Below are 26,199 nucleotides of genomic sequence, written 5' to 3' on the forward strand. Positions count from 1 at the left end.
TCACAGCCTAAACGCTTTTATTTGATTAATAAGCTCATCGACATGCTCCGCCATGATACCGTTCATGTGATATAAACCAACAGTCCCTTGCTGAGTTGGCCCTAATGGAGGCAAAGGCTTAATACCGTATTGAGAAAAATAATCAGCCATTAAGCTCGGGTAAGGCATTACCGCTTGGGTGGTTTGCAATAAGTCCATGCTGGCGAGTAGCGAACTGACATCATAAACAATTCGCTCTGTCACCTGTTTACGTTCACGCTCTTGATGCTTAGAAGTCATATCCGCCAGCAAATGCTGATCAAGCTCATTATCGGGGGTAACTCTTAATAAAGGGTATAAATGCAAATCGGATTGCCTTTCATGATTTAACAACAAAGGATGATCAGAACGGACATACACCGCTTCTGTATCTTGCAATAGTGGAATAAAACTCACGTTGCACTTATCTGAGAGCCCCTCAATTTCATGACCTATGAATAAATCAATATGACCATGCAATAAAGAGTTCATTAATGTCAGGTGATTACCAAACTCTAAATGCAATGAAATAGAAGGGTACTGAAGGCTGTATTGCTGCAAAGTCTGCTTCACAAATATTTCCCACCAAGCATCCCCTGTGCCCATTTTTATTTTTTGGGTTTTACGCGCTTTTAAATCCGCCATTTGGTGAATTAAGGTGTCGTGCTGACGTTCCATTTCTTTGGCTTTTTGCTGCAATAAACGACCATATTCCGTTAACTCTACCCCTTTAGATTTTCGTACAAACAAGGGGGCATCAAAACTGGCCTCTAACTTTTTCATCGCACTGGTTAGCGTTGGTTGGCTTACACCAAGAGCACTAGCCGCTAAACTGATATTTCCTAGCTCAGCCACCATTAAAAATTGCTTATAGCTCTTATCCATTCATCACCTAACCTCTTTATACTACTGATGATTTACCCTCTCTTTTTACGTATTTATTATTCAATTCACAATTTTAAAATTTCGTAATTGCCAAAGAGTAAACATAATCGTGATCCGATTCACACCAAAGCCAAATGGTATAAATATAATTTATATCAAAAGAAGACAAACCTATTTCTTGTGCGACAAAAATTCACTTAAGGTATTAAAAAGACGAATATCATAATGAGATAAAACAATGAATAATACCCCTAAATGGTGGCATGATGCCGTGGTATACCAAATTTACCCACGCAGTTTCTATGACTCGAACAATGATGGTATTGGCGATTTACAAGGCATCATCAGTAAGTTGGACTACCTACAAAAACTAGGGATCAATGTTCTGTGGCTATCCCCCGTCTACCAATCTCCGATGGACGATAATGGCTATGATATTTCAAACTATCAAGACATTGCCGCTGAATTTGGCACCATGGCTGACATGAAGCAGCTACTTTCTGAAGCTAAGCAGCGTGATATCCGCATTATTATGGATCTAGTGGTCAACCACACTTCAGATGAACACCCTTGGTTTATTGAGGCACAAAAATCCAAAGATAGCCCTTACCGAGACTACTATATTTGGCGAGATGCAAAAGAAGATGGTTCCACGCCCAATGAGTTAGGATCTATTTTTGGTGGTTCGGCATGGCAATACGATACAAATAGTGAACAATACTATTTCCACCTGTTTTCTAAACGCCAACCTGATCTCAATTGGCAAAACCCTAAAGTCCACCAAGAAGTTCATAACATGATGAATTGGTGGATAGAACAAGGCATTAGCGGTTTCAGGCTCGATGTTATCGATCTCATAGGCAAAGAGATAGATAAGGAAATCACAGGCAATGGCCCTCGCCTTCACCCTTTGCTCAAAGAAATGAACCAAGCGACCTTTGGCCAGCATGATTTACTGACCGTTGGTGAAACATGGGGAGCCACCCCTGAAATTGCCAAAATGTACAGTAACCCTGCACGTGAAGAGCTTTCAATGGTGTTTCAGTTTGAGCACATCACCCTAACTTGGAAAGACGGTGACAAATGGACGCCTATCGAACTTGATTTACCTGAATTTAAAAAAGTGCTCACTAAGTGGCAGGTGGAACTGGCGGATGAGGGCTGGAACTCCCTGTTTTGGAATAACCATGATTTACCGCGCGTGGTTTCAAAATACGGTAACGACGGTCAGTACCGGATTGAATCCGCCAAAATGTTAGCCACTACCCTGCATTTCATGAAAGGCACCCCTTACATTTATCAAGGGGAAGAAATTGGTATGACAAACGTGAAATTTGATCATATTGAAGACTATCAAGATATTGAAACTCGCAATTTCTATCAGGTAAGAACAGAAAGTGGTATATCGCCAGAAACCATGATGGCCGCCATTCACGAAAACAGCCGTGATAATGCACGAACCCCAATGCAATGGAATAACCAAGAGCATGGTGGGTTCTCCCAAGCAACACCTTGGCTGTCATCTAACCCAAACAGTGAATACATAAACGTCGAACAAGCATTGAATGACTCTGATTCTATCTTTTATCATTACCAAAAATTGATTCAACTCCGTAAAGATCTGCCCATTATCGTTCAAGGTGGCTTTGAAGCGCTTTATGAAGAAGATGAAAATGTATTTAGTTACATCAGAACGTTTAATGAACAAAAACTATGGGTAGTGAGTAACTTTGTGGGAGAGCCAGTCACCATTGATGTCCCTGATTGGCTTCAAGGGGTTAACCAACAATGCCTCATATCCAACTACCCTAAGCGTTCAGAGATCAGCCATTCGCTCATCTTAGCGCCTTATGAGTCGTTTTCTATTTTACTGTAACCCCACAGATAAAAAGCCGAGCGTCATGCCCGGCTTTACTTCTTTATCCTTTACAGGCTATTAACTTACTAGTATTGATTCCACGCGTCAGTCCAATACAACCCTACGCCAGGCTCATAGAACTCATGCCCTTGGCTACACCAACCCGCTACAGTACATTGATAGTTTCCACCCGCATTTGACACAATATCACCAGCTGCATAACTGTTACCTGCAACATACTGAGGGTAATCGCCCGTTGATTCTTGCACTAAGTCCACAGTGTAAAACTCTTCAAAACGCTCGCCTGTTTCTTTTGTACTTCCCGTGAATCTTAGATCATGCGTACCTGCTGTTGCTGCAAAGACATCCAATGTTAATGTTGCTTTACCATTCACTACTTCAGCAACCGCTCCTCTAGGAGAGCCATTTTGAGAAAGTTGCAGATTAACCACCGCTTCTTCCGATGTTTCAACTTCTAACGTAATGGTTCCATTGCCCGATGCGTCAATCATATACTCTGATTTAAGATTCAAAATTTCAGCAACTTTATCACCACCATTACCATCACCGTCGCCACTGCAACCGTTGTCGTCCACTTTTTGCCATACGCCCCACTCTCCCGTGGTTCCAGGTTCTTCATTTTCAGTCCACCAACCAGCTCGCCATGTGCTGCCATTATGACTAACCAAATCTCCTTCGACATAAGTCGCGGCAGGATCCCACGCAGGGGCACAGGCTCCGGCAGCCACAACTTCAACATTTCGTGACTCAGTCGCTTCTAAACCCGAATCATCTGTGACGCGATAAACTAAAGTATATGTTCCAAGTTCCTCGGTGTTCACACTGCCTTCTACTGTGATCTGGTCTGTGATATCCACATTATCTGAGTCTTGTGCCGTCACACCAGCCATAGGATCAAATGCAGAACCTTGCTCTACATTCGTATCTGAAATACCGGTGAATGTTGGCTTAGCGTCGTATACTTCTACTTTACGAACTTCAACTGTTTCATTGTCATCACTATCCATAACTCGATAAGTCAGCACATAAACACCCACTGTGGTTGTATCTACATGACCTTCTACAATAATGGAACTAGTGATGTCGCCATCTTCATCATCACTGGCAGTTACACCAGCTAATGGATCAAAAGTACTGTTTGCTTTAATACGTGTGTCTTCAATACCTGAAATAACAGGCTTCCCTTCAGGTGTAGGGATCTCTTGACCATGAATAAACGGGCCATAATCTTTAATAAACTGTGAGTTGTAAGAGTTACCCGAAGCATCTTGTCCCATATCCCAGTTAATTGACCATGTCATTACACCGCGTAGCATTTGATCTTGATTTTGTAGCATTTCAAAAGCGCTGTATAAATCTTGGGGATCTTTTACAAAACCAGTTGCGGCTGCATCATTATTTGTCGGAATACCAAACACTAATTTATCATGAGGAATTTTATGATAACCACGTGTGCCATTAATTAATGAATCCGACATGTAATAGATAAACTCTTTCTTTAAGTCATCATTATTTTGTGCGATCCAAGCGTTCTCTTCTTCTACCCATATTCCATCACCGCCTTGATTATAAAACTGAGGATTAATCCAATCGTAATAACCTTCTAAAGCCGTTATATATGGAGTGTACTTACCATTAGTTACCAAGTATGGAAATTCAGGAGCCATGGTAATCAAGAAGTTTTTATTTTGATCTCGATAATGATCTTTTACGATTTTCAACGCTTCAGGAATAACCGTTTGGTTATCCGCCGCTGTAATAGCCGCTTGCTCTAAGTCAATATCTAAACCGTCAAAGCCATACAAATCGGTGAGGCGAATAATCTCTTGTGCAAAGGCTGCCTCATCCCCTTTTTGCAATTCAATATGAGCATCAGCACCACCAAGGGCAAGTAATACAGAGCGCCCCTGATTATTCATTTCTTTAATAGAATCAATAAATTCTTGCTCAGAATGAATACTCAAATCCAATTTAAATGTAGGAATACGCCCTTCTGCCGTGTCGTATACTTTCATGAAGGACACATCAACTACATTATACATTGGGTTAACTTGATCTAGCTTAATACACGGCGCAGTGCCCCCTTGATAGCCCGCTCCACCACACCAGTTATGCCAGTAGCCCACCACAACACCCCCTTCAGGGTTTACAATGTCGTTAGCCAATGCTGAATAAGAAAAAGCCGAAATAGATAATGCAATTGCGCTTCGTATGATGCTCTTCTTAAATGAAACCATATCCTAACCTTTATTTTTAAATTAATAGAAAGAAAAATAACTTATTACGAAGAATTAATTATTCAATACAATGCTATTATCAAAACAATCAAACAATTTTAAATTTGGTTTTATTAATGAATGAAAATCACATTATTTATTTAAATCATAATCAGGGTGATTAGTGCAATTTATATAAATAAAAAAAGAACATAATTTTATTGAAAAAATTCAGATAATAAAAAATCAATTAAGTATAAAGACTAATATTATTAATAAATAGAATAAGATTTTATTTAAGAAAATTAGAAAAGTTTTCAGGTAGGTCCCCTTTCATGTTATGGCTAACTAGAAAGGGGGAAAAAGGATTTTCTACAAAGGGAAATAAGTAGTAACTAATTCTTTTTCAGAATCATTTTCTTTTTTTCTTATTTCACCATCAATATAAGAGTAAATATGATTTACAATTTGAATTAAATCTTCCTTGTTGATATTTGAGTCATTACTATTAAGGTGACTCACCGCTTGCTCAACATTCATACAGTTATCCAGGCATGCAATTATTGGTAGCAATTCGACAGGTAACAAAATATAGTTATTTTTATCACTTAGTACGATATGATCATTGTTATAAGATATTTCATAGTACGAAAGAAACTTAACGATTTCTGACCATGTGTACATTTCATTTCCCTTCATCTCTAATTTACCAAAACATTTATAATTAAAATTATCTACTGCTAATAGCCCATTTATTCAATACAGGAACCCTACATATCTTATTGAATAAATTAAAAAGGTTACTAGCAAAAACTGAGTGTTGACATTTTTAGTTATTCTCAGTTCCCTCAAGGTATCAATACAGTTAACAATATGGAAAGCATTAACTTACTTGCTATTTCATTCCCTTTAAATAGAGTTAAAACTCAATAGATAACAAAGGGAAATTGATTGAGCATCAAAATTAACACCCGTTTAAACTTATATTAAACCTATGGCAATGCTATATCCAAAATAAGACAATTTCACAAAAGAACACTGTATAAGTGGATGAACATCACAATATTTAATCCAATCATAACACTGAATTGAGAAAAACATCTCAAATATACACTGGAGAACATAAATATATATTCAAAAAAAGACCTGTCCAGAGGTCTAACCAGATTTAGATACTACCTACTACTGGGTATAGAAACGAATGTTCTCAATAAAACCCACAATTAAAAGAGAATAATTATTAATTAGACAATGTCATAAAGATAAGCCACCAAACTTCTCCTATTATTATGGATACACTTAATTAATTTCCCTGATATGTTCAACTATAAGAGCATGCTATGCACAATAAGTTAACGAAAATGGAAACGCCTACAACTCCCCATCGATTTTTCTCCCTTACACACTCACATCTAGCCTCAGGTTACGCGTATCTGGTTCTCGCCTTTTCGTTACTTTTTTCTTCTACTAATTCAGCAAGCCCCCCAGAGACCTTAGATCCCATAAAAATCACAACGAATGACTGGTCTAGTCAATTGGTTCTTTCCCATATTACTGCGGGCATTTTTCAATCAATGGGGTATAAAACGGAATTTTTTAGCACCACCACTAACCTTCAATGGGGAAGCTTGTCTCGGGGCATTTCGCATATTCAAGTTGAAGTCTGGGAAGGGACGATGGGGAAAATGTTTAACCGAATGATAGATTCAGGCAGCCTTATTGATGCAGGAAATCATGATGCCAAAACACGCGAAGAGTGGTGGTACCCAAAACATGTTGAAAAAGTCTGTCCCGGCTTACCAGACTGGAAAGCATTAAATCAATGCTACGAGTTATTCTTACATCCTGAAACGGCTCCATATGGCCGCTATTTAGGAGGCCCATGGGAGAAACCAGATAAAGCACGTATTCGAGCCTTAGGCATGCAATTTCATGTAGTGCGCGTGACTCATTCCGACGAGTTGAGAATGGCATTAACAGAAGCTATTGAAACACAAACTCCGATTGTTCTGTTTAATTGGACCCCCAATTGGGTAGAAGCTCAGTACCAAGGCAGCTTTGTTGAGTTTCCTACCTACTCACCAGAATGTGAAACCAACGCAAGCTGGGGGGTCAACCCACAATTTAACTACGACTGTGGTAACCCCAAAGATGGTTGGCTAAAAAAAGCAGTATGGGCTAAATTTCCTAAAAAATGGCCATGTGCCTATCGGACTTTAAAAAACATCAATTTTTCCAACGCCATGTTAAGTGAATTGACTCTATGGGCAGACATCGATCTACTTAGCTACGAGAATGCGGCACGAAAATGGTTAGAACAAAATAAGTCACTTTGGCAAAGTTGGATCCCTCAACAATGCCGATAACCAATTGATAAATAGAATATAAAAAAGAAGAAAAAGAGCGCCATAATCAGGCGCTCACTTATAAGAACGTAGTGTTAATCAGTACTAATACGCTTATTCCATGCTCATGACCACACGGCCCGTAATTTCGCCTTTTTCCATGTCAGCAAAAATCTCATTAATATCATTCATAGACTTCACATCAATGATCGCTTTCACTTTTCCTTCAGCGGCAAACTGCAAACATTCTTGCAAATCTTTACGTGTACCAACAATCGATCCAATGATTTTCACACCATTAAGCACCGTATCGAAAATAGGAATCGGCATCTCTTCTGGCGGCAGTCCTACTAATACGAATGAACCACCGCGCCTTACTGCTCGGTACGACTCTTCAAATGCTGCTTTAGAAACAGCAGTACACACCACACCATGAACTCCGCCAACAAGCTCCTGAATTTTTTCCGACGGTTTGTCTTTCATAAAATCAATACAGTGAACAGCCCCAAGCTCTTTCGCTAAAGCCATTTTATCTTCACCCGTATCCACCGCGACTACATTCATGCCCATCGCGACCGCATATTGGATGGCCAAGTGCCCAAGCCCACCAACACCAACAATCGCGACCCATTGGCCAGGCTTAACCGAAGTCACTTTTAGGGCTTTATAGGTGGTAACACCAGCACAGAATAACGGCGCTGCATCTACATAACTTAACCCTTCTGGCACTTTTACTACGTACTCACCATGGGCCAAACAGTACTCAGCATAACCACCATCAACAGAATAACCCGCATTGTGTTGATCAAGGCATAAGGTCTCTTGCCCTTCAAGACAATAGTCACAATGACCGCATGCAGAATACAGCCACGGAACCCCGACTCTGTCGCCTTGTTTTAAGTGGTGAATTTCCGAGCCCACAGATACGATTTCCCCAACCCCTTCATGCCCGGGGACAAGAGGCAGTTTAGGCTTAACGGGCCAGTCACCATGGCACGCATGCAAATCAGTATGGCAAACACCACAAGCATGTATTTTCACTAGTACATCACGCGCTCCCACCTCTGGCACTGGGATATCTTTAATATCAAGCTTTCCTTTAAATTGACTGACAACAGCGGCTTTCATGGTGACACTCCTTTCATTAATGATAGTAATTATCATTTCCTTTATTTGACCTCACCGCTGTGCGCAAGATCATAAAATCACCATAAAATTCAAAGCGTTACATTATAACATAACACTAAAGTGGTAACTAAATACAATTAAAGTAGTTGAAAACACTATAAAAAATAAAAATGAGGTTATCAGACTTAATTGGCTCACACATTTCACTTCACAGATTTGAAAATACAAACGCAAACGAAAATAATTCTCATTTGTATTGAAGTGGCATTATTTCCTTGATAGTATCTTTTCCATCTTAACCATATAGGGAAATATTCATGTCTCGTTTGTTGCGAATTTCAAGCGCATTTCTAGCATTATCACTGTTCTCATTTCAGGCTTTTGCAGCTCAAGATGGCAAATTTAAACTGATCACTACTTTTACTGTGATTGCTGATATGGCCCAAAATGTCGCTGGTGATGCAGCCATTGTCGAGTCAATCACTAAACCGAATGCAGAAATTCACAACTACCAACCAACCCCTGGCGATATTTTACGAGCTCAAGATGCAGACTTAATCGTCTATAACGGGCTTAACCTTGAACTGTGGTTTAATAAGTTTTTTAAAAACCTACAAAATGTACCAAGCGTTATTGTTACCGAAGGCATTGAGCCTATGGGCATCACACAAGGGCCATATTCTGGTAAACCCAACCCACATGCTTGGATGTCGGCACAAGATGCCCTGATTTATGTAGAGAATATCCGTAAAGCACTGGTCAAATACGACCCTAAAAATACCGATGTGTATAACCAAAATGCGAAACAATATAGCGAAGAAATCGTTGCAACGGTCAAACCATTCCGTGACATGCTAGCGAGCGTTCCACAAGAAAAACGATGGTTAGTCACCAGCGAGGGCGCATTTAGCTACATGGCGCGCGATCTTGGCTTACAAGAGCTCTACCTATGGCCTATCAATGCCGATGCACAAGGCACTCCTCAACAAGTTCGTAACGTTATCGATAAAGTAAGAGCACACAAGATTGAAGCCGTATTCAGTGAAAGTACCATTTCAGCCTCTCCTGCCAAACAAGTGGCGCGTGAAACAGGCGCAAACTACGCCGGCGTACTTTATGTTGACTCCCTCAGTGCTGAAAATGGCCCAGTTCCGACATACCTAGATCTTTTAAAAGTCACAATGAAAACAGTAGCGGTAGGACTTTCGAACCAATGAGTGGATTAGAAGTAAATAACATCAGTGTGACCTATAAAAACGGTCACACTGCCCTAAAAGATGCCAGCTTTACTCTGCCTAAAGGATCCATCACTGCTTTGGTTGGCATCAATGGCAGTGGTAAATCCACGTTATTTAAATCCATTATGGGCTTTGTTTCTTTAGCGAAAGGCAGCGTAGAAATTTTAGGGATGCCCGTAAAACAAGCGCTTAAAAAAAACCTTGTTGCTTATGTACCACAAAGTGAAGAGATTGATTGGAACTTCCCAGTATTAGTTGAAGATGTGGTCATGATGGGACGATATGGCCACATGAACATGCTTAGGATCCCCAAAAAAATTGACCATGACGAAGTAACAGCAGCACTCGATAGAGTCAATATGGGCGAATTTCGACAACGTCAGATTGGTGAGTTATCAGGAGGGCAAAAAAAGCGAGTGTTTTTGGCTAGAGCACTCGCACAAAAAGGGCAAGTCATTTTATTAGATGAGCCCTTTACAGGAGTAGACGTCCAAACAGAAGATCAAATCATGGACCTACTCAAAGAGTTAAGAGACGAAGGTAAAGTGGTACTCGTTTCGACTCACAACCTTGGTAGTGTTCCGGAGTTTTGTGATAGAACGGTCTTAATCAATCGGACTATCTTAGCCTCAGGCACCACAGACGAGGTCTTCACACAAGAAAACCTGCAACAGGCATTTGGTGGTGTTCTACGTCACTTCATCTTAGCAGGAAAAGATCTGCATGAAGATGATGATGAAAGGCAAGTCACCGTACTTTCTGATCATGAACGTCCAGTGGTACTGTATGGTGAAGATAACGCCAGACCTGTGTCGAGGGCTGAATCATGATAGACAGCCTTTTAATGCCCTTTGAATACAGCTACATGGTTAATGCCATTTGGGTAAGCGCGTTGGTAGGTGGTGTCTGCGCTTTTTTATCCGCGTATTTAATGCTGAAAGGGTGGTCGCTGATTGGTGATGCCCTATCACACTCTATTGTGCCCGGTGTTGCTGGCGCGTATATGTTAGGTTTACCTTTTGCTTTTGGTGCATTTCTATCAGGTGGTCTCGCGGCTACTACGATGCTTTTTTTAAGCCAAAGAACCAAATTAAAAGAAGATGCCATCATCGGCCTGATCTTCACTTCATTTTTTGGCCTTGGTCTGTTCATGGTGTCACTGTCTCCCACCTCAGTAAACATCCAAACCATTGTGCTTGGTAATGTGTTAGCCATTACACCAACCGACACACTTCAATTGGTTCTCATTGGGGGGATCTCATTAGCTATCTTGCTACTGAAATGGAAAGACCTAATGGTGGTCTTTTTTGATGAAAACCACGCCAGAAGCATAGGGCTAAACCCAAACCATTTAAAAATTCTCTTTTTTACGTTATTAAGTGCTTCCACCGTGGCTGCACTTCAAACCGTTGGCGCTTTTTTGGTGATTGCCATGGTCGTCACACCTGGTGCAACAGCCTATTTACTGAGTGATCGTTTTCCTAGAGTTATCATGCTCAGCGTATTCATAGGCGCAGGTACATCTTTCTTAGGAGCCTACCTAAGTTATTTTGTTGATGGCGCAACAGGTGGAATCATTGTTGTGTTACAAACACTCACCTTCATTACCGCTTTTGTTTTCGCTCCAAAACACGGCTTGTTAACCGCAAAACGCAAAGCAAAACAAGCCCTCTCTTTGGCTTCAGATTAAGGAAGCATCATGGAAAATTTACTTAATACTATGCTTCTGCCTTTCGCTTTTCCTTTTATGCAACAAGCATTTATTATTGTTTTACTCGTTGCGATTCCAACCGCCCTACTTTCTTGCTTTTTAGTGCTCAAAGGTTGGTCTTTAATGGGAGATGCCATCTCTCACTCTGTTTTGCCCGGAGTTGTCTTGGCTTATGTGTTAGCCATTCCCTATGCGGTAGGCGCTTTTGTTGCGGGCATGTTCTGTGCACTCGCTACCGGGTACTTAAAAGAAAACAGCCGTATTAAAGAAGATACCGTAATGGGTGTCGTCTTTTCCGGTATGTTTGGGCTTGGTCTTGTCTTAATGACCAAAATAGAATCTGGCGTGCACCTAGATCATATTCTCTTTGGTGATGTACTAGGAATTGGATGGCAAGACGTACTCGAAACTGGCGCAATAGCACTAGTAGCAACCAGCTTTATTTTACTAAAAGGCAAAGACTTATTGGTGTTCGTATTTGATCACCAACACGCCAAAGCAATCGGGTTACCTGTTAACTTTCTGCACTATGGGCTACTTGCCGTTTTATCGCTTACGATTGTTGGCGCACTGAAAGCAGTCGGTATGATTTTGGTTATCGCGCTACTTATCGCTCCAGGAGCCATTGCCTTTTTACTGACCAATAAGTTCCAATCGATGGCGCTCTTATCACTGGCTATTTCAGTGTTAAGCTCATTTTTAGGTGTTTACCTGAGCTTTTTCATCGACAGCGCCCCAGCTCCAACTATTGTGATGCTCATGACCGTCACCTTTGTGATTGTGTTTTTTTATACCAGCTACAAAGCAAAGCTAACGTCGCTTAAATTAACGGAACAAGCCAAAACCAGTGATCAAAGAGAGCAAAGGGAGCACGCCATATCTTAAGGCAGTATCTGCGTTTATTAGGTCATAACCAGCCACTTTTATAATAAGTAAAAGTGGCTTAATTAAAAACTTGGCGCTCCGCTCGCTTTTCTTTCTTTTTCAGCACAGAACTCAGCTTTAATATCAACATTAACGATATTGATACGACCAAATAAAACACACCCAAACTTTCCTGATCGGTCACCCAATGCTGAACTAAAAAGCCCCCCAAAATTCCCGAAACGCCCATTTGAACCGAACCAGAAAGTGCCGATACCGCACCGACTTGTTTAGAATAAGGCGCTAATAACAAACTTAATGCCAATGGAAACGTAATCCCTTGCGCAATAGTCAATAGCGTAAATGCCCCAATGAGATTAAACAAAGACATCGGTAAAACCAATAACCAAATACCCGCAAGGGCAGACAGCACAAACGCACCGCTCATTAGCTGCTTAGTCTGAAAACGTTTATTTAAGTTGTTTAATAATAAGCTGCCGATCATTAGCCCAGCCGATGGAATGATCATCACCTCGCCGTACTCTGCCGCCGTTAAACCCAGTTCACCTTGTAGAATAAAAGGGAACAAAGAGACAGAAACCACCGCCGCTAAATAACTGATCCAATTATAACTAGCGTTACATAATAACTGTGGCTGACGCATCAACTTCCCGTAATCCACCAGTACCTGCCTTGTATTAAATTTACGTACCGCGTAAGGCAGAGTTTCCGGTAAAACAAACCAACCTAAGGTTAAGATAGCCAGTAAATACATCAACACAAAGCCAAACACGGCCTGCCAGCCAAAGTGCCAAGTGATCCAACCGCCCACCACTGGCGCTACAATTGGCAATACAGAAGCCGTCACCGAAATATAAGACAGCGCTTTGGTTAACGCAGCACCACTGTAACTGTCTCTTAATACACTTCGACCCAATACCGAAGCACTGCCCGCTCCTAGACCTTGCAATAAACGACCAACCAATAAGGCATGAAAATTATCCGCCAGCAATACACACAACAAGGAGCCAAATAAATATAAGCCTTGACCAAAAATGAACACAGGACGCCGACCAATAGCATCAGATAATGGGCCGTAAAAAAGTTGTGAGGCTCCAAAGCCCACTAAAAATAGAGTAACAAGCCCTTGTACCTGATCCTGCCCCACCACTAAGTCTTGGCTGATCATAGGTAATGCTGGTAAATAAATGCTGACACCCACTTGTCCGGTCGCAATGATCATCATCGCAAGAAACAAAGGGATTTTATTAAATGAGTTTTCTTTATCTTCTTTCATACTGAATAGTGTATATTCAAGAACAATAAATGATAATCACCCATACAGGAAAAGAATTGCATCCTATTGGGAAATAATAAAATAGGAAACGATGATGGATTGGCTGGTTAATGTACGAAGTTACATTCGAGTAGTGGAAGAAGGCAGCTTTACCGCCGCAGCAAGAAAAATGAACACCACTAGCTCGGCACTGAGTAAACGCATTCATTGGTTAGAAGAGCGTGTGGGTGTGCAGCTGCTAAAACGAACCACACGAACCCTTACCCAAACTGAAGCTGGAGCATTGTTTTATCAGCGGTCAAAAATTCAATTGGATGAATGGCAGTCTTTGGTGGATGAAACGCGATCGGTTGATCAAACCCCAGCAGGGCTGTTAAAAATAGGCGCAACTCTAGCTGTTGGATCCAAATTTTTAGCCCAATATTTGGATGAATTTTTACGCCGCTACCCACAAATCAAAGTCCAACTCTTAACCACCATTCCAGGGCAGCTCCCAGAACTTAGCCTTGATGTGTTCATCAGCCGAGAGTTAGAGCAACTCAACTCCCTTAGCTTTAAAGCCACGCCTCTTTTTCAGCATCGCTCTGAATTTTTTGCCTCACCCTGCTACTTAAAAAAATATGGCGAGCCAAAGACCGTTGAAGAATTAAGCCAACACAATATGTTGATCTGGGGTGAACAAACCAGCCGAGACATCATCTTAACCAATGGGCAACGCATTACCATTTCAGGCAACTTCGCCACCACCAACCCAGAAGCCCTTTTCCATAGTGCAAAATACGGAATGGGTATTTTGCAAGCTGGTAGAGAAATGATCAGAGAAGAAATTGAACGCGGCGGCTTAGTGCAAGTTCTGCCTTCCATCGCTGTAGAACAAACCACAGTGTATGCCTACTATCCCAAACTAGACTATGAACATACCCGTACACAGCTGTTCATCAATTATTTAAAAGAACGTTTAAACCTGAATTACGAATGAGCAGCTCACTGAATACTCAAGAGGCTATACTCATTGCTAAGTAAACAATTCTTTTAGTCATGAAAATCACTGGAGTAATAAGGTGATAGGAAAAATAGTCATACTCATATTTATCTTATTTTCCCCTTCTCTACACGCTTCTACCTTTGAAGAGTCAGCCGCCTTTCCGCTACGCAACATCTACAAAATGACGCCAGTGATCTCTCATGATGAACTGTATGAAAAATTAAACGACGTAATAGTGATTGATGTGCGTTCTAAATATGAGTACGACACCCTACGTATAAGAGGAGCTGTCCATCTCAGTATTGCTGGCGTTGGTTTTATCAGTGAACTAAAAAGAATCAGAAAAACAGATCAACGCTTAATGGTTTTTTACTGTAATGGCATCACATGCAAAAAATCCTATCAAGCGGGTGAAAAAGCCATTCGCAATAACATCAGTAACATTAGCGTATTTGATTTAGGCATATTTGCTTGGGCAAAAACATACCCGCATGAGGCCACATTGCTTGGAGAAAGCCCCGTCCCCCTCGAAAAACTCCTCACACAAGAAAAATTATCTCAACACACCCTCTCCCCTGCCGAGTTCATACAAAAAATCAACCGTAACACCATTGTGGTAGACATTCGGGAACCACTCCAAAGAGACATTGTTATTCTTAGAAAAGTCACACGCTTAGCCCCTTCCGATCGGATACTCAGGCTAATATTAAGAGCAAAAGAAGAGCAAAAAACCCTGCTGATTTATGACGCAGTAGGAAAACAAATACAATGGTTACAATACCTTCTAGAAAGTGAAGGGCTAGAGGATTATTACTTTATGGAAGAAGGTATTCGAGGCTATATAAAAGCAGATTTACCACTCACCAAATACGATTAACACATACAAAAAACGCCAATAAACGAAACCGCTTATTGGCGTTGAATGTTTTAAGGTCGTGTTATTTTTTCAACGACGTAATTTTGCTTTTATTACGAATAACATTACGTAGACGTGCGCGGCGCTCCGCAGAGCCCTGATCTTGATCCGTTGGGTTATTAGTACGACTCTTACGATCTCTAAAAGCAGACTTAGTGTGCATTTTATGCAGTAACGCATCACGGTTTGCTGGCTCATAGCCTGGTAATTCAACACGGTAAATACGGTGGCCAATCAACGCTTCTACTTGCAGTAACGACAGCTCTTCTTCACGGCTTACAAAAGAAACTGCATGGCCTTTTTGCCCCGCACGTCCTGTACGGCCAATACGGTGAACATAATCTTCCGCCAAGAATGGCATGTCAAAATTCACAACATGAGGCAAGTTTTGAATATCTAACCCACGTGCAGCAACGTCTGTTGCAATCATGACACGCGCTTTACCTTCTTTAAACTCATCTAACGCACGGCGACGTGCACTTTGCGCTTTGTCACCGTGGCACAATACGGCTTTAATACCATCCAGCTTTAACTCTTTCAGCAACATGTTTGCGGTTTCTTTGTAATTCACAAACACCAACACTTGTTGCCAGTTTTTCTTACCAATCAGCTCAGATAGCATCTCACGCTTGCGATCTTCATCAACTGGGTACACCACATGCGCAATGGTTTCAGCAGTAATGTTTTCACGCGCTACAGAAATACGTTGTGGTTTACGTAAAATTTCATTCGCCAATTTATTCATTTGAGCCGAGAAAGTGGCTGAGAACAACATGGTTTGTGGTTTGGTAGAAATACCGCTCATGATGGTTTGAATCGCAGAAATGAAGCCCATATCTAACATACGGTCCGCTTCATCAAACACAAGGAACTCTAAATTCACTAAAGAGACGTTATTAAGCTCTAAGTGCTCAATTAAACGACCTGGAGTCGCAACCAAAATATCCACGCCCTGCTCAAGCTTCTTCACTTGCGAAGACATTTTCACACCACCGTAAACCGCAGCCACGCTCATTGAGGTGTACTTAGTGTAATCTTCAATGTTCTTTGCAATTTGAGCCACTAGCTCACGCGTTGGCGCAAGAATCAATGCACGAGTTTGACAACGGTTATTAGACTTTGGCTTATCCAGTATTTTTTGAATAATTGGCAGAGAAAAAGCGGCGGTCTTTCCCGTACCCGTTTGCGCATTAGCCAAAATATCAAGACCACGACGAGCATGTGGAATGGCTTGCTGTTGTATTGGCGTTAGCTTTTCGTAACCGCATTCGGTAAGAGCCTGCACAATTTCCGGAGAAAAATGTTGTGATGAAAATGACATTATGATGTTCCTAAAACTAACGGCTAATAACGAACAAAAGCCTAACCAAAAATACGGTGGCAGATTATAGAGTAATAATGCACCGAATGGGGACTAATTTTACTCATTTCGTCATTATTTAACGGAAAACGCCCCAATTCTAAAAAGTTCGAGTACTTTTCCGCCTAAATGTTCAACCATTAAGCAAGTTTCTTCTAAGCAGCCAAAGCCCAAACATCCAATTCGTAATAAAAACAACAACTCCTATCAATATGCACCAAAGCTAACAAGTGTATTTATTCATAATAAGGTAGAATAACCACTCGCATAAAATTTATCAGCCCAAAAACAACGTACTTTTAATGAATAGATACCGTTTACTGACAAGCTTAAAAAGAAAATTCAGAAAACCAATTAAAGAATTTAATAAGTAATCATTGAACCCATAAATAATAAACCCTCATTTGTTTGATATTTATTCCAATTAATCTAGGTGATCTATTTATTTTATGAACAAATATAAAATACAAATAATAGCCAACTTAATTACACTTAAATAAATAATAGAACAAAACATAATTAATATATAAGATAAATACTTCTACGATTTTATTTCAATTAAAAGCAGTGTGTATTTTATAAGGGCATAAAGACAATGAATTTAGGATTGAAAGGCAAAATTATAGCCTCTACCTTATTGTTAATATCAATCGCATTAACCTTAACTATGTTTTTCTCTTATAGTAATTTTAAAAACTATAGTGAACAGCAAATATCTAATGAACTTGAATCAATCAGTAATGTCAAAGCCGCAGAAATTGATGCGCTATTTGATAACTTGAAAAGAATCGTAGCAAGCAAAACGGCCTTTTTTGAACATGAAGATGGCAGAGAATTCAACCATGAAGACCTCAGCGAAGCTCAACTCTTTGATATTTTGAAAAGTATTCACTCTTCCGGTAATTTTGACACCTCATTTATCGGGTTTGAAGACACAGGTAACTCCTTCAATATTCAGAAAAATGGCCAGACTTCTATGCGTACCGTAGCCAAAGACAACTACGATCCACGTGTCCGCCCTTGGTATAAATTAGCAAAAGAAAAAGACAGAACCGTGGTGATCCCACCTTACGGCTCACAAGATGATGAGCGAGTTTGGTTAGGTGTTGCTGTACCGCTGACAATCAATAATAAGTTCGCGGGTGTTATCATGGGGGACTTCACCAATACCGCTTTAACAGATTTTATCTCTTACCTTCCTATTAAAAATGCAACAATCACCTTATTAGATAACGACTTAAATACAATATTATCTTCTCGTAACAATATTAATTATGGTGATTCTTTACGGGATATTATTAATAACCCTAAATTAGAGTCTAATGTTGCTCAATCAAAACAAGGGTTCACTCGTTCAGAGGTTAATAATTCAGGTATTCTTTCCTACCACAATAAAGTATCTTTAACAGAGGGACAGACATGGACATTATTAATCAGCGTCGATGAAGAAACTATTTTCGCTCAAGCCAATGAATCAATCAAGCAACAACTATTAAGTTCAATAATATTAATCGCCATCAGTGGCGCATTAATTTATTTTGTTTTAAACCACTTATATCAGCCAATTTTAGCCTTGCGTCAAACCATTCATGAACTTGCGAGCGGTAATGGCGATTTAACAAAACGACTCGACGTAAAAGGCAATGATGAACTTGCCGATATTTCAAGCGACATCAATAAGTTTGTCACTCAGCTTCAAAACATGATGACCAGCTTACGCAATGTGGGCGACGAAGTTTCTTCTGCCTCTACAGAGCTTGCTGCCGTCATGACCCAAAGTGACGCTAACGCTATTGAACAAAAAGCTCAGGTTGATTTGATGGCGGCAGCCATTACCGAGCTCTCTTCTTCTGCGGTGCAAGTCGATGCTTCAGCAACGCAAGCCGATAACATGGCAAAAGACGTACTGGAACTGAGTATTTCAGGTAGCCAAAAAGCCGATGATGCCGCAAGACTAAGCTCTCGTTTATCAAATCAAATGAACGAGACCTCTAATGAAGTCATGGTACTGAATGAGCAAACAGAAAAAATTAATGAAGTGATTACGGTCATTAATACCATCTCAGAGCAGACCAATTTGTTAGCCCTTAACGCTGCCATTGAAGCCGCACGTGCAGGCGAACTTGGCCGTGGCTTTGCCGTGGTTGCCGATGAAGTCAGAGTATTGGCAGGTAAAACCCAAAACTCCACCCAAGACATTCAGCAAATCATTGAAGAGCTACAAGTAAAATCACAACTGGTTGTACGCTCTGTAGAGCAATCTATCTCTACCATAAAAGAAACAACGGAAATGAGTGAAGGCACAAGCGAGCAGCTTAAACTGATCTCACGATCCATTGAGAACATTTCAGAAACCAATGCCGAAATGGCAGAAGCAGCCAATGAACAAAGCCGAGCCATTTCTTCCATCAGTGAAAACGTGAACATCATTACCGAAAGCATTAATCAAAATGTGGAAGGGATCAAAGAAAGTGCGCAAGCCAGTAACCACCTATCAGAACTGTCTGAAGGTCAAAAAGAACAATTGGCTTTCTTCAAACTGTAGCTCCCCTACTCGTTACCACGTCACGTAATCCAACTAAAATCAGGGGCAACTTGGCTCCTGATTTTTTCGCCCTGACAATCACACCTTTTCGCATTAGCCTATTTATGAGCACACCAGCCAGAGTCCATTACTGTCATCTTCGTGGTATGGAAAACCCGCTCTCAGCCTTATCCACTCATCTATCCCACCCTCCACTGCCAGTATGATATTCATCGATTTCTCCTATCAGAAGTATAGGGAAAAAGTATCTGAAATTATAACGACTTACTGTCATTCTTAAACAAAGTGACCACTTTAACAGTAAGGCTTACTTCCCTAACCGACACCTTGTCCGTGGTGGGTTACTTTTGAAAATATTTATTTTAATTTGCAGTAAGGAGATAGATATGAACAGTGAACACACAAGTAACTCTGGCATGTGCCCAATAATGCACAGTAGAAATGCAACTCTAGGTGGAAAAGCGACAAAAAATGCTGATTGGTGGCCGAACCAATTAAACCTAAAAATACTGCACCAGAACGACAAAAAATCGAACCCGCTAGATGAAGACTTTAACTACGCCGAAGCCTTTAAAGCATTAGACTTAAAAGCCGTAAAAGCCGATCTTGAAACCCTCATGACCGACTCCCAAGATTGGTGGCCTGCCGACTATGGTCATTATGGCCCTTTCATGATCCGCATGGCATGGCACACCGCAGGCACATACCGCACTTCAGATGGCCGTGGGGGCGCAAATACAGGTAATCAACGCTTTGCGCCTCTAAACAGTTGGCCAGATAATGGCAACTTAGATAAAGCTCGTCGTCTGCTTTGGCCTGTAAAACAAAAATATGGCAAGAGCTTGTCTTGGGCCGACTTATTCATTCTTGCTGGTAACGTTGCTATTGAATCCATGGGCCTACCCACCTATGGCTTTGCAGGCGGTCGTGCTGATATTTGGGAGCCCGAAGAAGACATCTACTGGGGATCGGAAAACGAATGGCTCGGCGATGAACGCTACTCTGGCGAAAAAGAACTGGGCGAACGAGCACTAGAAAAGCCATTAGCCGCTGTACAAATGGGCCTTATTTACGTGAACCCTGAAGGCCCTAATGGCGATCCTAACGTGCTGGCATCAGGTCGTGATATTCGCGACACCTTCGCTCGCATGGGCATGAACGATGAAGAAACCGTGGCACTGGTGGCTGGCGGCCATACCTTTGGTAAAGCCCATGGCGCAGGCCCTGAAGCCAACATGGGGCCAGAACCCGAAGCAGCACCACTAGAAGAAATGGGCTTTGGTTGGAAAAATAGCTTTGGCACGGGTAAAGGGGATGACACCACCACCAGCGGCATTGAAGGCGCATGGACACCAAACCCAATAGCTTGGGATAACGGTTATTTTGATATGCTGTTTGGCTATGATTGGGAGCTCGTAAAAAGTCCGGCAGGAGCTTGGCAATGGGAAGCGATCGGCGTGAATGAACAGCACATGGCACCCAAAGCCCATGATGCCTCCCAAAAAGCGAAAACCATCATGACAACCGCAGACATGGCAATGCTCATGGACCCTATTTACGGCCCAATTTCAAAACGCTTTCATGACAACCCCGATCAATTTGCCGATGCGTTTGCTCGTGCTTGGTTTAAGTTGACTCACCGCGATATGGGGCCCAAAAGCCGCTATCTTGGTGAAGAAGTACCATCAGAAGATCTGATTTGGCAAGACCCACTACCACAAGCTCGCTTTTCTCCACTTTCTGATATCGAGATCACTGAGCTAAAACATAAAATTTTAAATTCAGGGCTCAGTGTTTCAGAGCTGGTTTACACGGCGTGGTCTAGCGCTTCCACCTTCCGTGGTTCCGACTACCGAGGCGGGGCAAACGGCGCGCGGATTCGTTTAGCCCCGCAACGATATTGGGAAGCGAACCAACCAGAGCAACTCGATAAAGTACTAGCGACTCTAGAAGCCATTCAAACTGATTTTAATACCCGTGAACGCGGTATCTCTTTTGCCGATCTGATTGTACTGGCTGGTAACCTTGCTATCGAAAAAGCAGCCAAAGACGGTGGTTTTAACGTCAAGGTTCCCTTCAGCCTAGGTCGTGTAGACGCCGTAACAGAACAAACCGATGAAGCGTCATTTGCGGTACTCGAACCAGAAGCCGATGGTTTCCGTAACTTTGCCAACAAACTGCTCTCGGTCACCGCAGAAAAAATGCTGCTGGATAAAGCACAATTACTTGGCTTAACCGCACCTGAAATGACCGTATTAATCGGTGGGCTTCGTGTATTAGGCGCTAACCACAACAACACCCCACACGGCGTATTTACCGATAAAGTAGGCGTGTTGAGCAACGACTTCTTCATCAACCTGGTAGACATGGCAACAGAATGGAAACCAGTTTGTCCTTACAACAGCGCTTATTTAGGAACTGATCGAACCACAGGAAAGAAAAAATGGTCGGCCACTCGTGTTGATCTCGTCTTTGGCTCTAACTCCCAGCTTCGTGCCATCGCAGAAGTGTACGCCTGTGATGATGCTAAAGAAAAGTTTGTGGCCGACTTTATCGCAGCTTGGGTCAAAGTCATGAATGCGGATCGATTTGATCTAAAATAAACCCGTTGTTATAACGCCCTATCCTTGCTCTCAGGATGTTAATAACCAAAACAAAGGGTGGAATCACACCACCCTTTGTTTACTGAATGATTCAGAGCAAACCTTAATGTTCGGCAGCGGCGCATGCTTCTTTCCGCCCTACCTTTTTGCATACTCGCTTTTTTGAAGTTTGGTGTGTGATCGCTTATCGCTTGTCCATTCAGAAAATAAGTCAGCAAACAAGTCTGGCAATAAATCCGAAAGCACCAGTGCTTTTATCTCCCTTCTCATCTCTTTACCGCCAATTAAGGTAAAGAAAACCAGACAAGCTGGAATGAGTATCAACATCATAATGGGCCTCAAAACATACGAGAATAAAAATATCGTCGGTAAAAAGATCAGCCCTTGGCCTAGCTTATTTAATGCATACATTGTCGATTCCTTTTATTAACCAATTTATTAGCTACTGATCAGCCAGTGAATAGCGACTACTTCACCTGTCACCGACTATAAATGAGCACGCTCACTTTTTATAATTGAGCGCGCTCAGTTTGTCAATAAAAGTGGTTAAAGGTATTATCTTTTCAGACTCTTAAAGTGGATGTATTCATGACAAAGCGACAACAAACCAGAGAAAAGATCTTACAAGCTGCATGGGGATCTTTTGCGCAAAATGGCTACGAAGCGACAACAACCAGACAAATCGCGAAGCAAGCAGGCGTGGCAGATGGCACGGTGTTCAGCCATTTCCCCACAAAACTGTCGATCCTTCGTGAAGGAATGTTGGAACAACTCACCGCCATCAGCCAAGATACGTTAGAAAATGCAGAGGGAAAAACAGATGTTGAGATTGGGCTAGCGCTCACAGAGCAATACTATCGTTACTATTTTACGAACGTAGAACTCAGTCGAGCGCTGCTAAAAGAAGTAATTTGGGATTTAGACTATTACCAGTCGTTCAATCAGGCCTTATTTCAATCTGCGAGTGAACAAACCATCGCTGCCGAAAAAATGCCACTTATCTTAGACTGTTACTTCATGACGTTGATTACACATTTGAACCGCCCGGAGCCTAATGTCGAGCTTGCGCTTGAAGAGCTACACGCAAAATTTAAGCTGATCGTTTAAGCAGAGCAGCTCTGCTTAAACAAAATAAATCTGCCGAATAAAAAATCAATCTTCTTCGTACCACTCTCCGTCGTCGTACTCCGCTGAACGGATGATTTCCTGAACAATCGGCAGATCTTCACTGAACTTAGTCTGAATATAAGGAACCAATTCCTCCCTCACGAAAGATTCATGATCAGAATCGATAAAAGAAACATAACGATCAATCAGAGGCAGCAATTCAACATCTCCAGTAGAAGCCAACGCCTGCACCACATAACAAAGCGCCCCTTCCGAGCCACACCATTCCCACAAATTAGTTTTAAGAAGAGTAGTATCCAAATAATCACAATAAGCGGTAACCATTTGCTTCATCAACTCCCCATGCTGCTGAACATGCTGTTCAAAAAACTCTTGGGGCTCCACTCTGTTTTCTTGGCCATCGAAAAACGCAAAAGTCAGCATGTTACCACGACGGAAAGCCTCGACGTTTTGGCACATAGACACCATTTTCTGTAGCGCTTGCTCCGGCTCTGCAATTCGAATCAAATGGCATGGTCCCAGCTTTTGTGCAAGTTTAACATCGGGTAGCCAATTGCGCTGAACGTCCTCTTTTGGTGGAATAACCTCGCGATTTCCCTCAATATCCATCAGCACAGTCTGATCTCGGAACGTCAATCGCAGTTTGTCCTCCTGCCAGCACATTGATTCAAGCTCTTCATACAGATCAGACAACTCAGAGCAATAATCACGCAGATCTTCTTCCGGCCCAGCCAGCAGAACATCCAAATCGATGCACAATTGATCCAATTCAGAAAAACGGTAAGTACGCAGTGGCAGGGTTCTGAGCACTTCACATTTGTTAATATCAAACAGCTTCAGAGCCAGCTCGATGGCCTTCTCACCATGATGCTCTCCACTATTTTCAATCAACTTCACCGCATCCCAGCTCAGCATTACCCCAAGATTCAGCGCCAAATTCAGAGCAGGCATGCAGACTTCATCGTTTGCATTCCCCACATCCGGCAACGAAATAAGAGACTCTTTTCCCGTCAGCATTTCAAGGCGATAAAATTCATGCTCTTTTGGCTTACTTCTGCCACTACTCGCATTACAGCAATACATCCAAAGCTCACCTGGCATTAGCTCTAATGGGCGGAACACATCCAGCCTATAACAATCAACCTCATCATCTTCATCGTCTTTTTGCAAAGGCAGCCTGTGATCGCGCAGCACAGATAAGTTTTGAGCGTCCAAACGCACCAAAGTAGGTAAGTTATAATCGTTGTCATTAGTGAAAGTGACCAGAATAAAGAGCCCACTTTGGGACAATACCGCCCCTGTGCTGATCCTAGCTGGCAAAGTTTGAGTATGGGTTAAAGTTTGAGTGGGAATATGAAAACGGCTGAAATGTCCATCCCAGTCACCCAGTAACAGGTGCTCCCCTTGCACTTCACAGAGGATCAAACGGCTGTGTTGAGTTTGTAAATACCAGACAACGGCTTCCGAACCATCCGTTTGTCGTTCAACAATGTTTAAGCCCGGACTTGGATCTTCAGTGACCATTTCAGTGTAGTAACGCATGCTTTTTCCTTGGTTTACCAATTTTGAACGCCTTTGCTAATTTGTGTACAGCTTACTGTTTTAAAAGCATAAATCCAGTGCAGAAGTCACTCTTTCATACTTACAGGCGTAAGGTTAAATCAAGCATTGCTTAACAGACCCAAACACCTATTTTAAAAAATCGGTAAAGCAAATACGCAGATGTCGAAAATCTTCAATCATTACTTTCGTCGCTGTTTTAACTTAACCACATCAGCAAAAGGAGAAAACGTGATGACAACAAGACTCGATTATTTCAACGCCGCACCAGAAGGCTTTCACATTCTATTAGAGCAAGAAAAATACCTTCGTAACCAATTTGAACAGCAGCCGTTTCTTTCACTGCCCCTATGGGAACTAATAAAATTACGCATTTCACAAATCAACCAATGCGCTTTTTGCATTGATATGCACAGCAAAGAAGCGCTAAATAATGGCGAATCTGAACACAGGCTGATCGGCCTAAGCGCATGGCGAGACACACCAATATACAGCGAAGATGAAAAAGTAGCGCTACACTGGGCAGAAACAATCACCCGCGATAGCAACGCCACAGAGCAAGATTACCAATCCACACTTACTGCTTTTGGTGAACAAGGTGTGGTAGCGTTAACACTCGCCGTGAACGCCATTAATAGTTGGAATCGAGTCGCGAAAATATTCAAACCTGAGATTGGCAGCTTATCCAGTTAGTCGATAAAGAGCTAGAATGGACTTTAGAATTGTAAAACCTAAGCACAAACTGGCTGATCATATTCAAGCAATATGGTCAGTTAAAGTGGCTAAAGGGGAACACAACGCCGTCACAAAACCTTTGTATTGTGACGGTGGTTCAGGTGTCACCTTTTTACTGCAAGGAGAAGCTAAGTTAGATGGCGCTACCATCAAAGCGCCTTTTGTTGTTCAGCCATACAGTAAGAAAACGCAAACCATTGAGTTGACGGACAATACATGGCTTTGTGGCATACGTTTTCACCCGGGCATGATGCCTTTATCGCTGCATGCTGGCCTTTCTGATCCGGCTTTTTCTAATGAAGAAAGTCGCCCCCATTCCTCCCCTATTACCGATTTATACACTCAGCTCAGAAGCCAAAGCAGCCATGGCGCTCACCTCACTGCCCTCTACCGGTGGTGTGTGCAGCATGCAGAGCTAAATAGCCCTATTTTAACCAACAGGGCACTGCTGCTTAACCAAACCAAGCAAGGGAAAATTGGCGAGCAATTCCAACAACACCAAAGGCAAATCGAGCGAAACTTTCGTAAATGGATAGGCATGAGTCCAAAGTATTTTCAACGCCTGCGCCGAGTGCATGCTAGTGTGCTGGCCTTAAGAGAAAACCCCGATATTTCCCTCAGTGATCTCGCCTTCCATCAAGGCTTTTCAGACCAAGCCCACATGACCCGAGAATTTAATACCTTTGTTCTGGCCACACCGGGAGAGATCAGCCAAAAAATTAAATCGCAATCTAAAGGATGATTGGTAAAGCCAAATGGAATTTCTAAAGTAAGTTTTATTTATTT

At 41.8% G+C, this 26,199-nt stretch carries 21 protein-coding genes; 13 read left to right on the top strand and 8 right to left on the bottom strand.

Going from position 1 to position 26,199, the window contains the following annotated elements:
- A complete protein-coding gene (locus MHO82_RS06945) occupies positions 1–903 on the bottom strand; it encodes a LysR family transcriptional regulator (protein ID WP_239183145.1) in 903 nt (300 codons plus the stop codon).
- Between the two features lie 238 nt (positions 904–1,141).
- On the opposite strand from MHO82_RS06945, the gene MHO82_RS06950 reads away from it, so the two are divergent.
- A complete protein-coding gene (locus MHO82_RS06950) occupies positions 1,142–2,779 on the top strand; it encodes an alpha-glucosidase (protein ID WP_239183146.1) in 1,638 nt (545 codons plus the stop codon).
- Between the two features lie 68 nt (positions 2,780–2,847).
- On the opposite strand, the gene MHO82_RS06955 is transcribed toward MHO82_RS06950, so the two are convergent.
- Together MHO82_RS06955 and MHO82_RS06960 are read right to left on the bottom strand one after the other, a co-directional pair.
- Positions 2,848–5,019 carry an immunoglobulin-like domain-containing protein gene (locus tag MHO82_RS06955; protein ID WP_239183147.1) on the bottom strand — a complete coding sequence of 724 codons (2,172 nt, stop codon included), beginning with the start codon at positions 5,017–5,019 and terminating at the stop codon, positions 2,848–2,850.
- A 351-nt stretch (positions 5,020–5,370) separates the two neighbouring features.
- On the bottom strand, positions 5,371–5,538 hold the full coding sequence (locus MHO82_RS06960; protein ID WP_239183148.1) for a hypothetical protein: 168 nt from the start codon (positions 5,536–5,538) through the stop codon (positions 5,371–5,373).
- Between the two features lie 800 nt (positions 5,539–6,338).
- Between MHO82_RS06960 and MHO82_RS06965 the strand changes: the two genes are divergently transcribed.
- Positions 6,339–7,364 carry an ABC transporter substrate-binding protein gene (locus MHO82_RS06965; protein WP_239183149.1) on the top strand — a complete coding sequence of 342 codons (1,026 nt, stop codon included), beginning with the start codon at positions 6,339–6,341 and terminating at the stop codon, positions 7,362–7,364.
- 93 nt (positions 7,365–7,457) lie between these two features.
- On the opposite strand, the gene adhP is transcribed toward MHO82_RS06965, so the two are convergent.
- A complete protein-coding gene (adhP, locus tag MHO82_RS06970) occupies positions 7,458–8,471 on the bottom strand; it encodes an alcohol dehydrogenase AdhP (RefSeq protein ID WP_239183150.1) in 1,014 nt (337 codons plus the stop codon).
- Between the two features lie 317 nt (positions 8,472–8,788).
- On the opposite strand from adhP, the gene MHO82_RS06975 reads away from it, so the two are divergent.
- Genes MHO82_RS06975 through MHO82_RS06990 form a run of 4 tightly spaced genes read left to right on the top strand, consistent with a single transcriptional unit; the run spans position 8,789 to position 12,305 of the window.
- Positions 8,789–9,688, top strand: a complete 900-nt coding sequence (locus tag MHO82_RS06975) for a metal ABC transporter substrate-binding protein (RefSeq protein ID WP_239183151.1) — start codon at positions 8,789–8,791, stop codon at positions 9,686–9,688.
- Complete coding sequence (locus MHO82_RS06980; protein ID WP_239183152.1) at positions 9,685–10,539, top strand: manganese/iron ABC transporter ATP-binding protein; 855 nt, start codon at positions 9,685–9,687, stop codon at positions 10,537–10,539. Before MHO82_RS06975 ends, MHO82_RS06980 begins: the two co-directional genes overlap by 4 nt.
- Complete coding sequence (locus MHO82_RS06985; RefSeq protein WP_343299958.1) at positions 10,539–11,399, top strand: metal ABC transporter permease; 861 nt, start codon at positions 10,539–10,541, stop codon at positions 11,397–11,399. Before MHO82_RS06980 ends, MHO82_RS06985 begins: the two co-directional genes overlap by 1 nt.
- A 9-nt stretch (positions 11,400–11,408) precedes the next feature.
- Complete coding sequence (locus MHO82_RS06990) at positions 11,409–12,305, top strand: metal ABC transporter permease (RefSeq protein ID WP_239183154.1); 897 nt, start codon at positions 11,409–11,411, stop codon at positions 12,303–12,305.
- Positions 12,306–12,363: 58 nt separating this feature from the next.
- On the opposite strand, the gene MHO82_RS06995 is transcribed toward MHO82_RS06990, so the two are convergent.
- Positions 12,364–13,581, bottom strand: coding sequence for a multidrug effflux MFS transporter (locus MHO82_RS06995; protein WP_239183155.1), 1,218 nt, complete (start codon positions 13,579–13,581; stop codon positions 12,364–12,366).
- Positions 13,582–13,675: 94 nt separating this feature from the next.
- On the opposite strand from MHO82_RS06995, the gene MHO82_RS07000 reads away from it, so the two are divergent.
- Positions 13,676–14,560, top strand: a complete 885-nt coding sequence (locus MHO82_RS07000; RefSeq protein WP_239183248.1) for a LysR family transcriptional regulator — start codon at positions 13,676–13,678, stop codon at positions 14,558–14,560.
- A gap of 82 nt (positions 14,561–14,642) precedes the next feature.
- Positions 14,643–15,443, top strand: a complete 801-nt coding sequence (locus MHO82_RS07005; RefSeq protein ID WP_239183156.1) for a rhodanese-like domain-containing protein — start codon at positions 14,643–14,645, stop codon at positions 15,441–15,443.
- 61 nt (positions 15,444–15,504) lie between these two features.
- Here the strand turns inward: MHO82_RS07005 and MHO82_RS07010 are convergent, their stop codons facing one another.
- Entirely contained in the window at positions 15,505–16,803 is a 1,299-nt protein-coding gene (locus MHO82_RS07010) for a DEAD/DEAH box helicase (RefSeq protein WP_239183157.1), read from the bottom strand.
- Positions 16,804–17,437: 634 nt separating this feature from the next.
- Here MHO82_RS07010 and MHO82_RS07015 point away from each other — a divergent pair.
- Both MHO82_RS07015 and katG read left to right on the top strand, forming a co-directional pair.
- On the top strand, positions 17,438–19,387 hold the full coding sequence (locus MHO82_RS07015) for a methyl-accepting chemotaxis protein (protein WP_239183158.1): 1,950 nt from the start codon (positions 17,438–17,440) through the stop codon (positions 19,385–19,387).
- 386 nt (positions 19,388–19,773) lie between these two features.
- Positions 19,774–21,990 (top strand): catalase/peroxidase HPI, encoded by a 2,217-nt coding sequence (katG, locus tag MHO82_RS07020; RefSeq protein WP_239183159.1) that lies wholly within the window; start codon positions 19,774–19,776, stop codon positions 21,988–21,990.
- A gap of 138 nt (positions 21,991–22,128) precedes the next feature.
- On the opposite strand, the gene MHO82_RS07025 is transcribed toward katG, so the two are convergent.
- Entirely contained in the window at positions 22,129–22,401 is a 273-nt protein-coding gene (locus MHO82_RS07025; RefSeq protein WP_239183160.1) for a hypothetical protein, read from the bottom strand.
- A gap of 177 nt (positions 22,402–22,578) precedes the next feature.
- Between MHO82_RS07025 and MHO82_RS07030 the strand changes: the two genes are divergently transcribed.
- The gene (locus tag MHO82_RS07030; protein ID WP_239183161.1) at positions 22,579–23,097 is read left to right on the top strand and encodes a TetR/AcrR family transcriptional regulator; all 519 of its coding nucleotides are present in this window, start codon (positions 22,579–22,581) and stop codon (positions 23,095–23,097) included.
- Between the two features lie 45 nt (positions 23,098–23,142).
- Here MHO82_RS07030 and MHO82_RS07035 read toward each other — a convergent pair whose 3' ends face one another.
- On the bottom strand, positions 23,143–24,660 hold the full coding sequence (locus MHO82_RS07035) for a hypothetical protein (RefSeq protein ID WP_239183162.1): 1,518 nt from the start codon (positions 24,658–24,660) through the stop codon (positions 23,143–23,145).
- Positions 24,661–24,912: 252 nt separating this feature from the next.
- On the opposite strand from MHO82_RS07035, the gene MHO82_RS07040 reads away from it, so the two are divergent.
- The gene (locus tag MHO82_RS07040; protein ID WP_239183163.1) at positions 24,913–25,371 is read left to right on the top strand and encodes a carboxymuconolactone decarboxylase family protein; all 459 of its coding nucleotides are present in this window, start codon (positions 24,913–24,915) and stop codon (positions 25,369–25,371) included.
- 16 nt (positions 25,372–25,387) lie between these two features.
- Positions 25,388–26,155, top strand: a complete 768-nt coding sequence (locus MHO82_RS07045) for a helix-turn-helix domain-containing protein (RefSeq protein WP_239183164.1) — start codon at positions 25,388–25,390, stop codon at positions 26,153–26,155.
- Positions 26,156–26,199: the final 44 nt, after the last annotated feature.

It is taken from the genome of Vibrio sp. Of7-15 (assembly GCF_022347565.1).
GTDB lineage: Bacteria > Pseudomonadota > Gammaproteobacteria > Enterobacterales > Vibrionaceae > NORP241.

What these genes read in the sequence shown, in the direction of transcription:
- MHO82_RS06945 (WP_239183145.1), bottom strand. Translation starts at nt 903, where the DNA reads ATGGATAAGAGCTATAAGCAATTTTTAATGGTGGCTGAGCTAGGAAAT.
- MHO82_RS06950 (WP_239183146.1), top strand. Translation starts at nt 1,142, where the DNA reads ATGAATAATACCCCTAAATGGTGGCATGATGCCGTGGTATACCAAATT.
- MHO82_RS06955 (WP_239183147.1), bottom strand. Translation starts at nt 5,019, where the DNA reads ATGGTTTCATTTAAGAAGAGCATCATACGAAGCGCAATTGCATTATCT.
- MHO82_RS06960 (WP_239183148.1), bottom strand. Translation starts at nt 5,538, where the DNA reads ATGAATGTTGAGCAAGCGGTGAGTCACCTTAATAGTAATGACTCAAAT.
- MHO82_RS06965 (WP_239183149.1), top strand. Translation starts at nt 6,339, where the DNA reads ATGCACAATAAGTTAACGAAAATGGAAACGCCTACAACTCCCCATCGA.
- adhP (WP_239183150.1), bottom strand. Translation starts at nt 8,471, where the DNA reads ATGAAAGCCGCTGTTGTCAGTCAATTTAAAGGAAAGCTTGATATTAAA.
- MHO82_RS06975 (WP_239183151.1), top strand. Translation starts at nt 8,789, where the DNA reads ATGTCTCGTTTGTTGCGAATTTCAAGCGCATTTCTAGCATTATCACTG.
- MHO82_RS06980 (WP_239183152.1), top strand. Translation starts at nt 9,685, where the DNA reads ATGAGTGGATTAGAAGTAAATAACATCAGTGTGACCTATAAAAACGGT.
- MHO82_RS06990 (WP_239183154.1), top strand. Translation starts at nt 11,409, where the DNA reads ATGGAAAATTTACTTAATACTATGCTTCTGCCTTTCGCTTTTCCTTTT.
- MHO82_RS06995 (WP_239183155.1), bottom strand. Translation starts at nt 13,581, where the DNA reads ATGAAAGAAGATAAAGAAAACTCATTTAATAAAATCCCTTTGTTTCTT.
- MHO82_RS07000 (WP_239183248.1), top strand. Translation starts at nt 13,676, where the DNA reads ATGGATTGGCTGGTTAATGTACGAAGTTACATTCGAGTAGTGGAAGAA.
- MHO82_RS07010 (WP_239183157.1), bottom strand. Translation starts at nt 16,803, where the DNA reads ATGTCATTTTCATCACAACATTTTTCTCCGGAAATTGTGCAGGCTCTT.
- MHO82_RS07015 (WP_239183158.1), top strand. Translation starts at nt 17,438, where the DNA reads ATGAATTTAGGATTGAAAGGCAAAATTATAGCCTCTACCTTATTGTTA.
- katG (WP_239183159.1), top strand. Translation starts at nt 19,774, where the DNA reads ATGAACAGTGAACACACAAGTAACTCTGGCATGTGCCCAATAATGCAC.
- MHO82_RS07025 (WP_239183160.1), bottom strand. Translation starts at nt 22,401, where the DNA reads ATGTATGCATTAAATAAGCTAGGCCAAGGGCTGATCTTTTTACCGACG.
- MHO82_RS07030 (WP_239183161.1), top strand. Translation starts at nt 22,579, where the DNA reads ATGACAAAGCGACAACAAACCAGAGAAAAGATCTTACAAGCTGCATGG.
- MHO82_RS07035 (WP_239183162.1), bottom strand. Translation starts at nt 24,660, where the DNA reads ATGCGTTACTACACTGAAATGGTCACTGAAGATCCAAGTCCGGGCTTA.
- MHO82_RS07040 (WP_239183163.1), top strand. Translation starts at nt 24,913, where the DNA reads ATGACAACAAGACTCGATTATTTCAACGCCGCACCAGAAGGCTTTCAC.
- MHO82_RS07045 (WP_239183164.1), top strand. Translation starts at nt 25,388, where the DNA reads ATGGACTTTAGAATTGTAAAACCTAAGCACAAACTGGCTGATCATATT.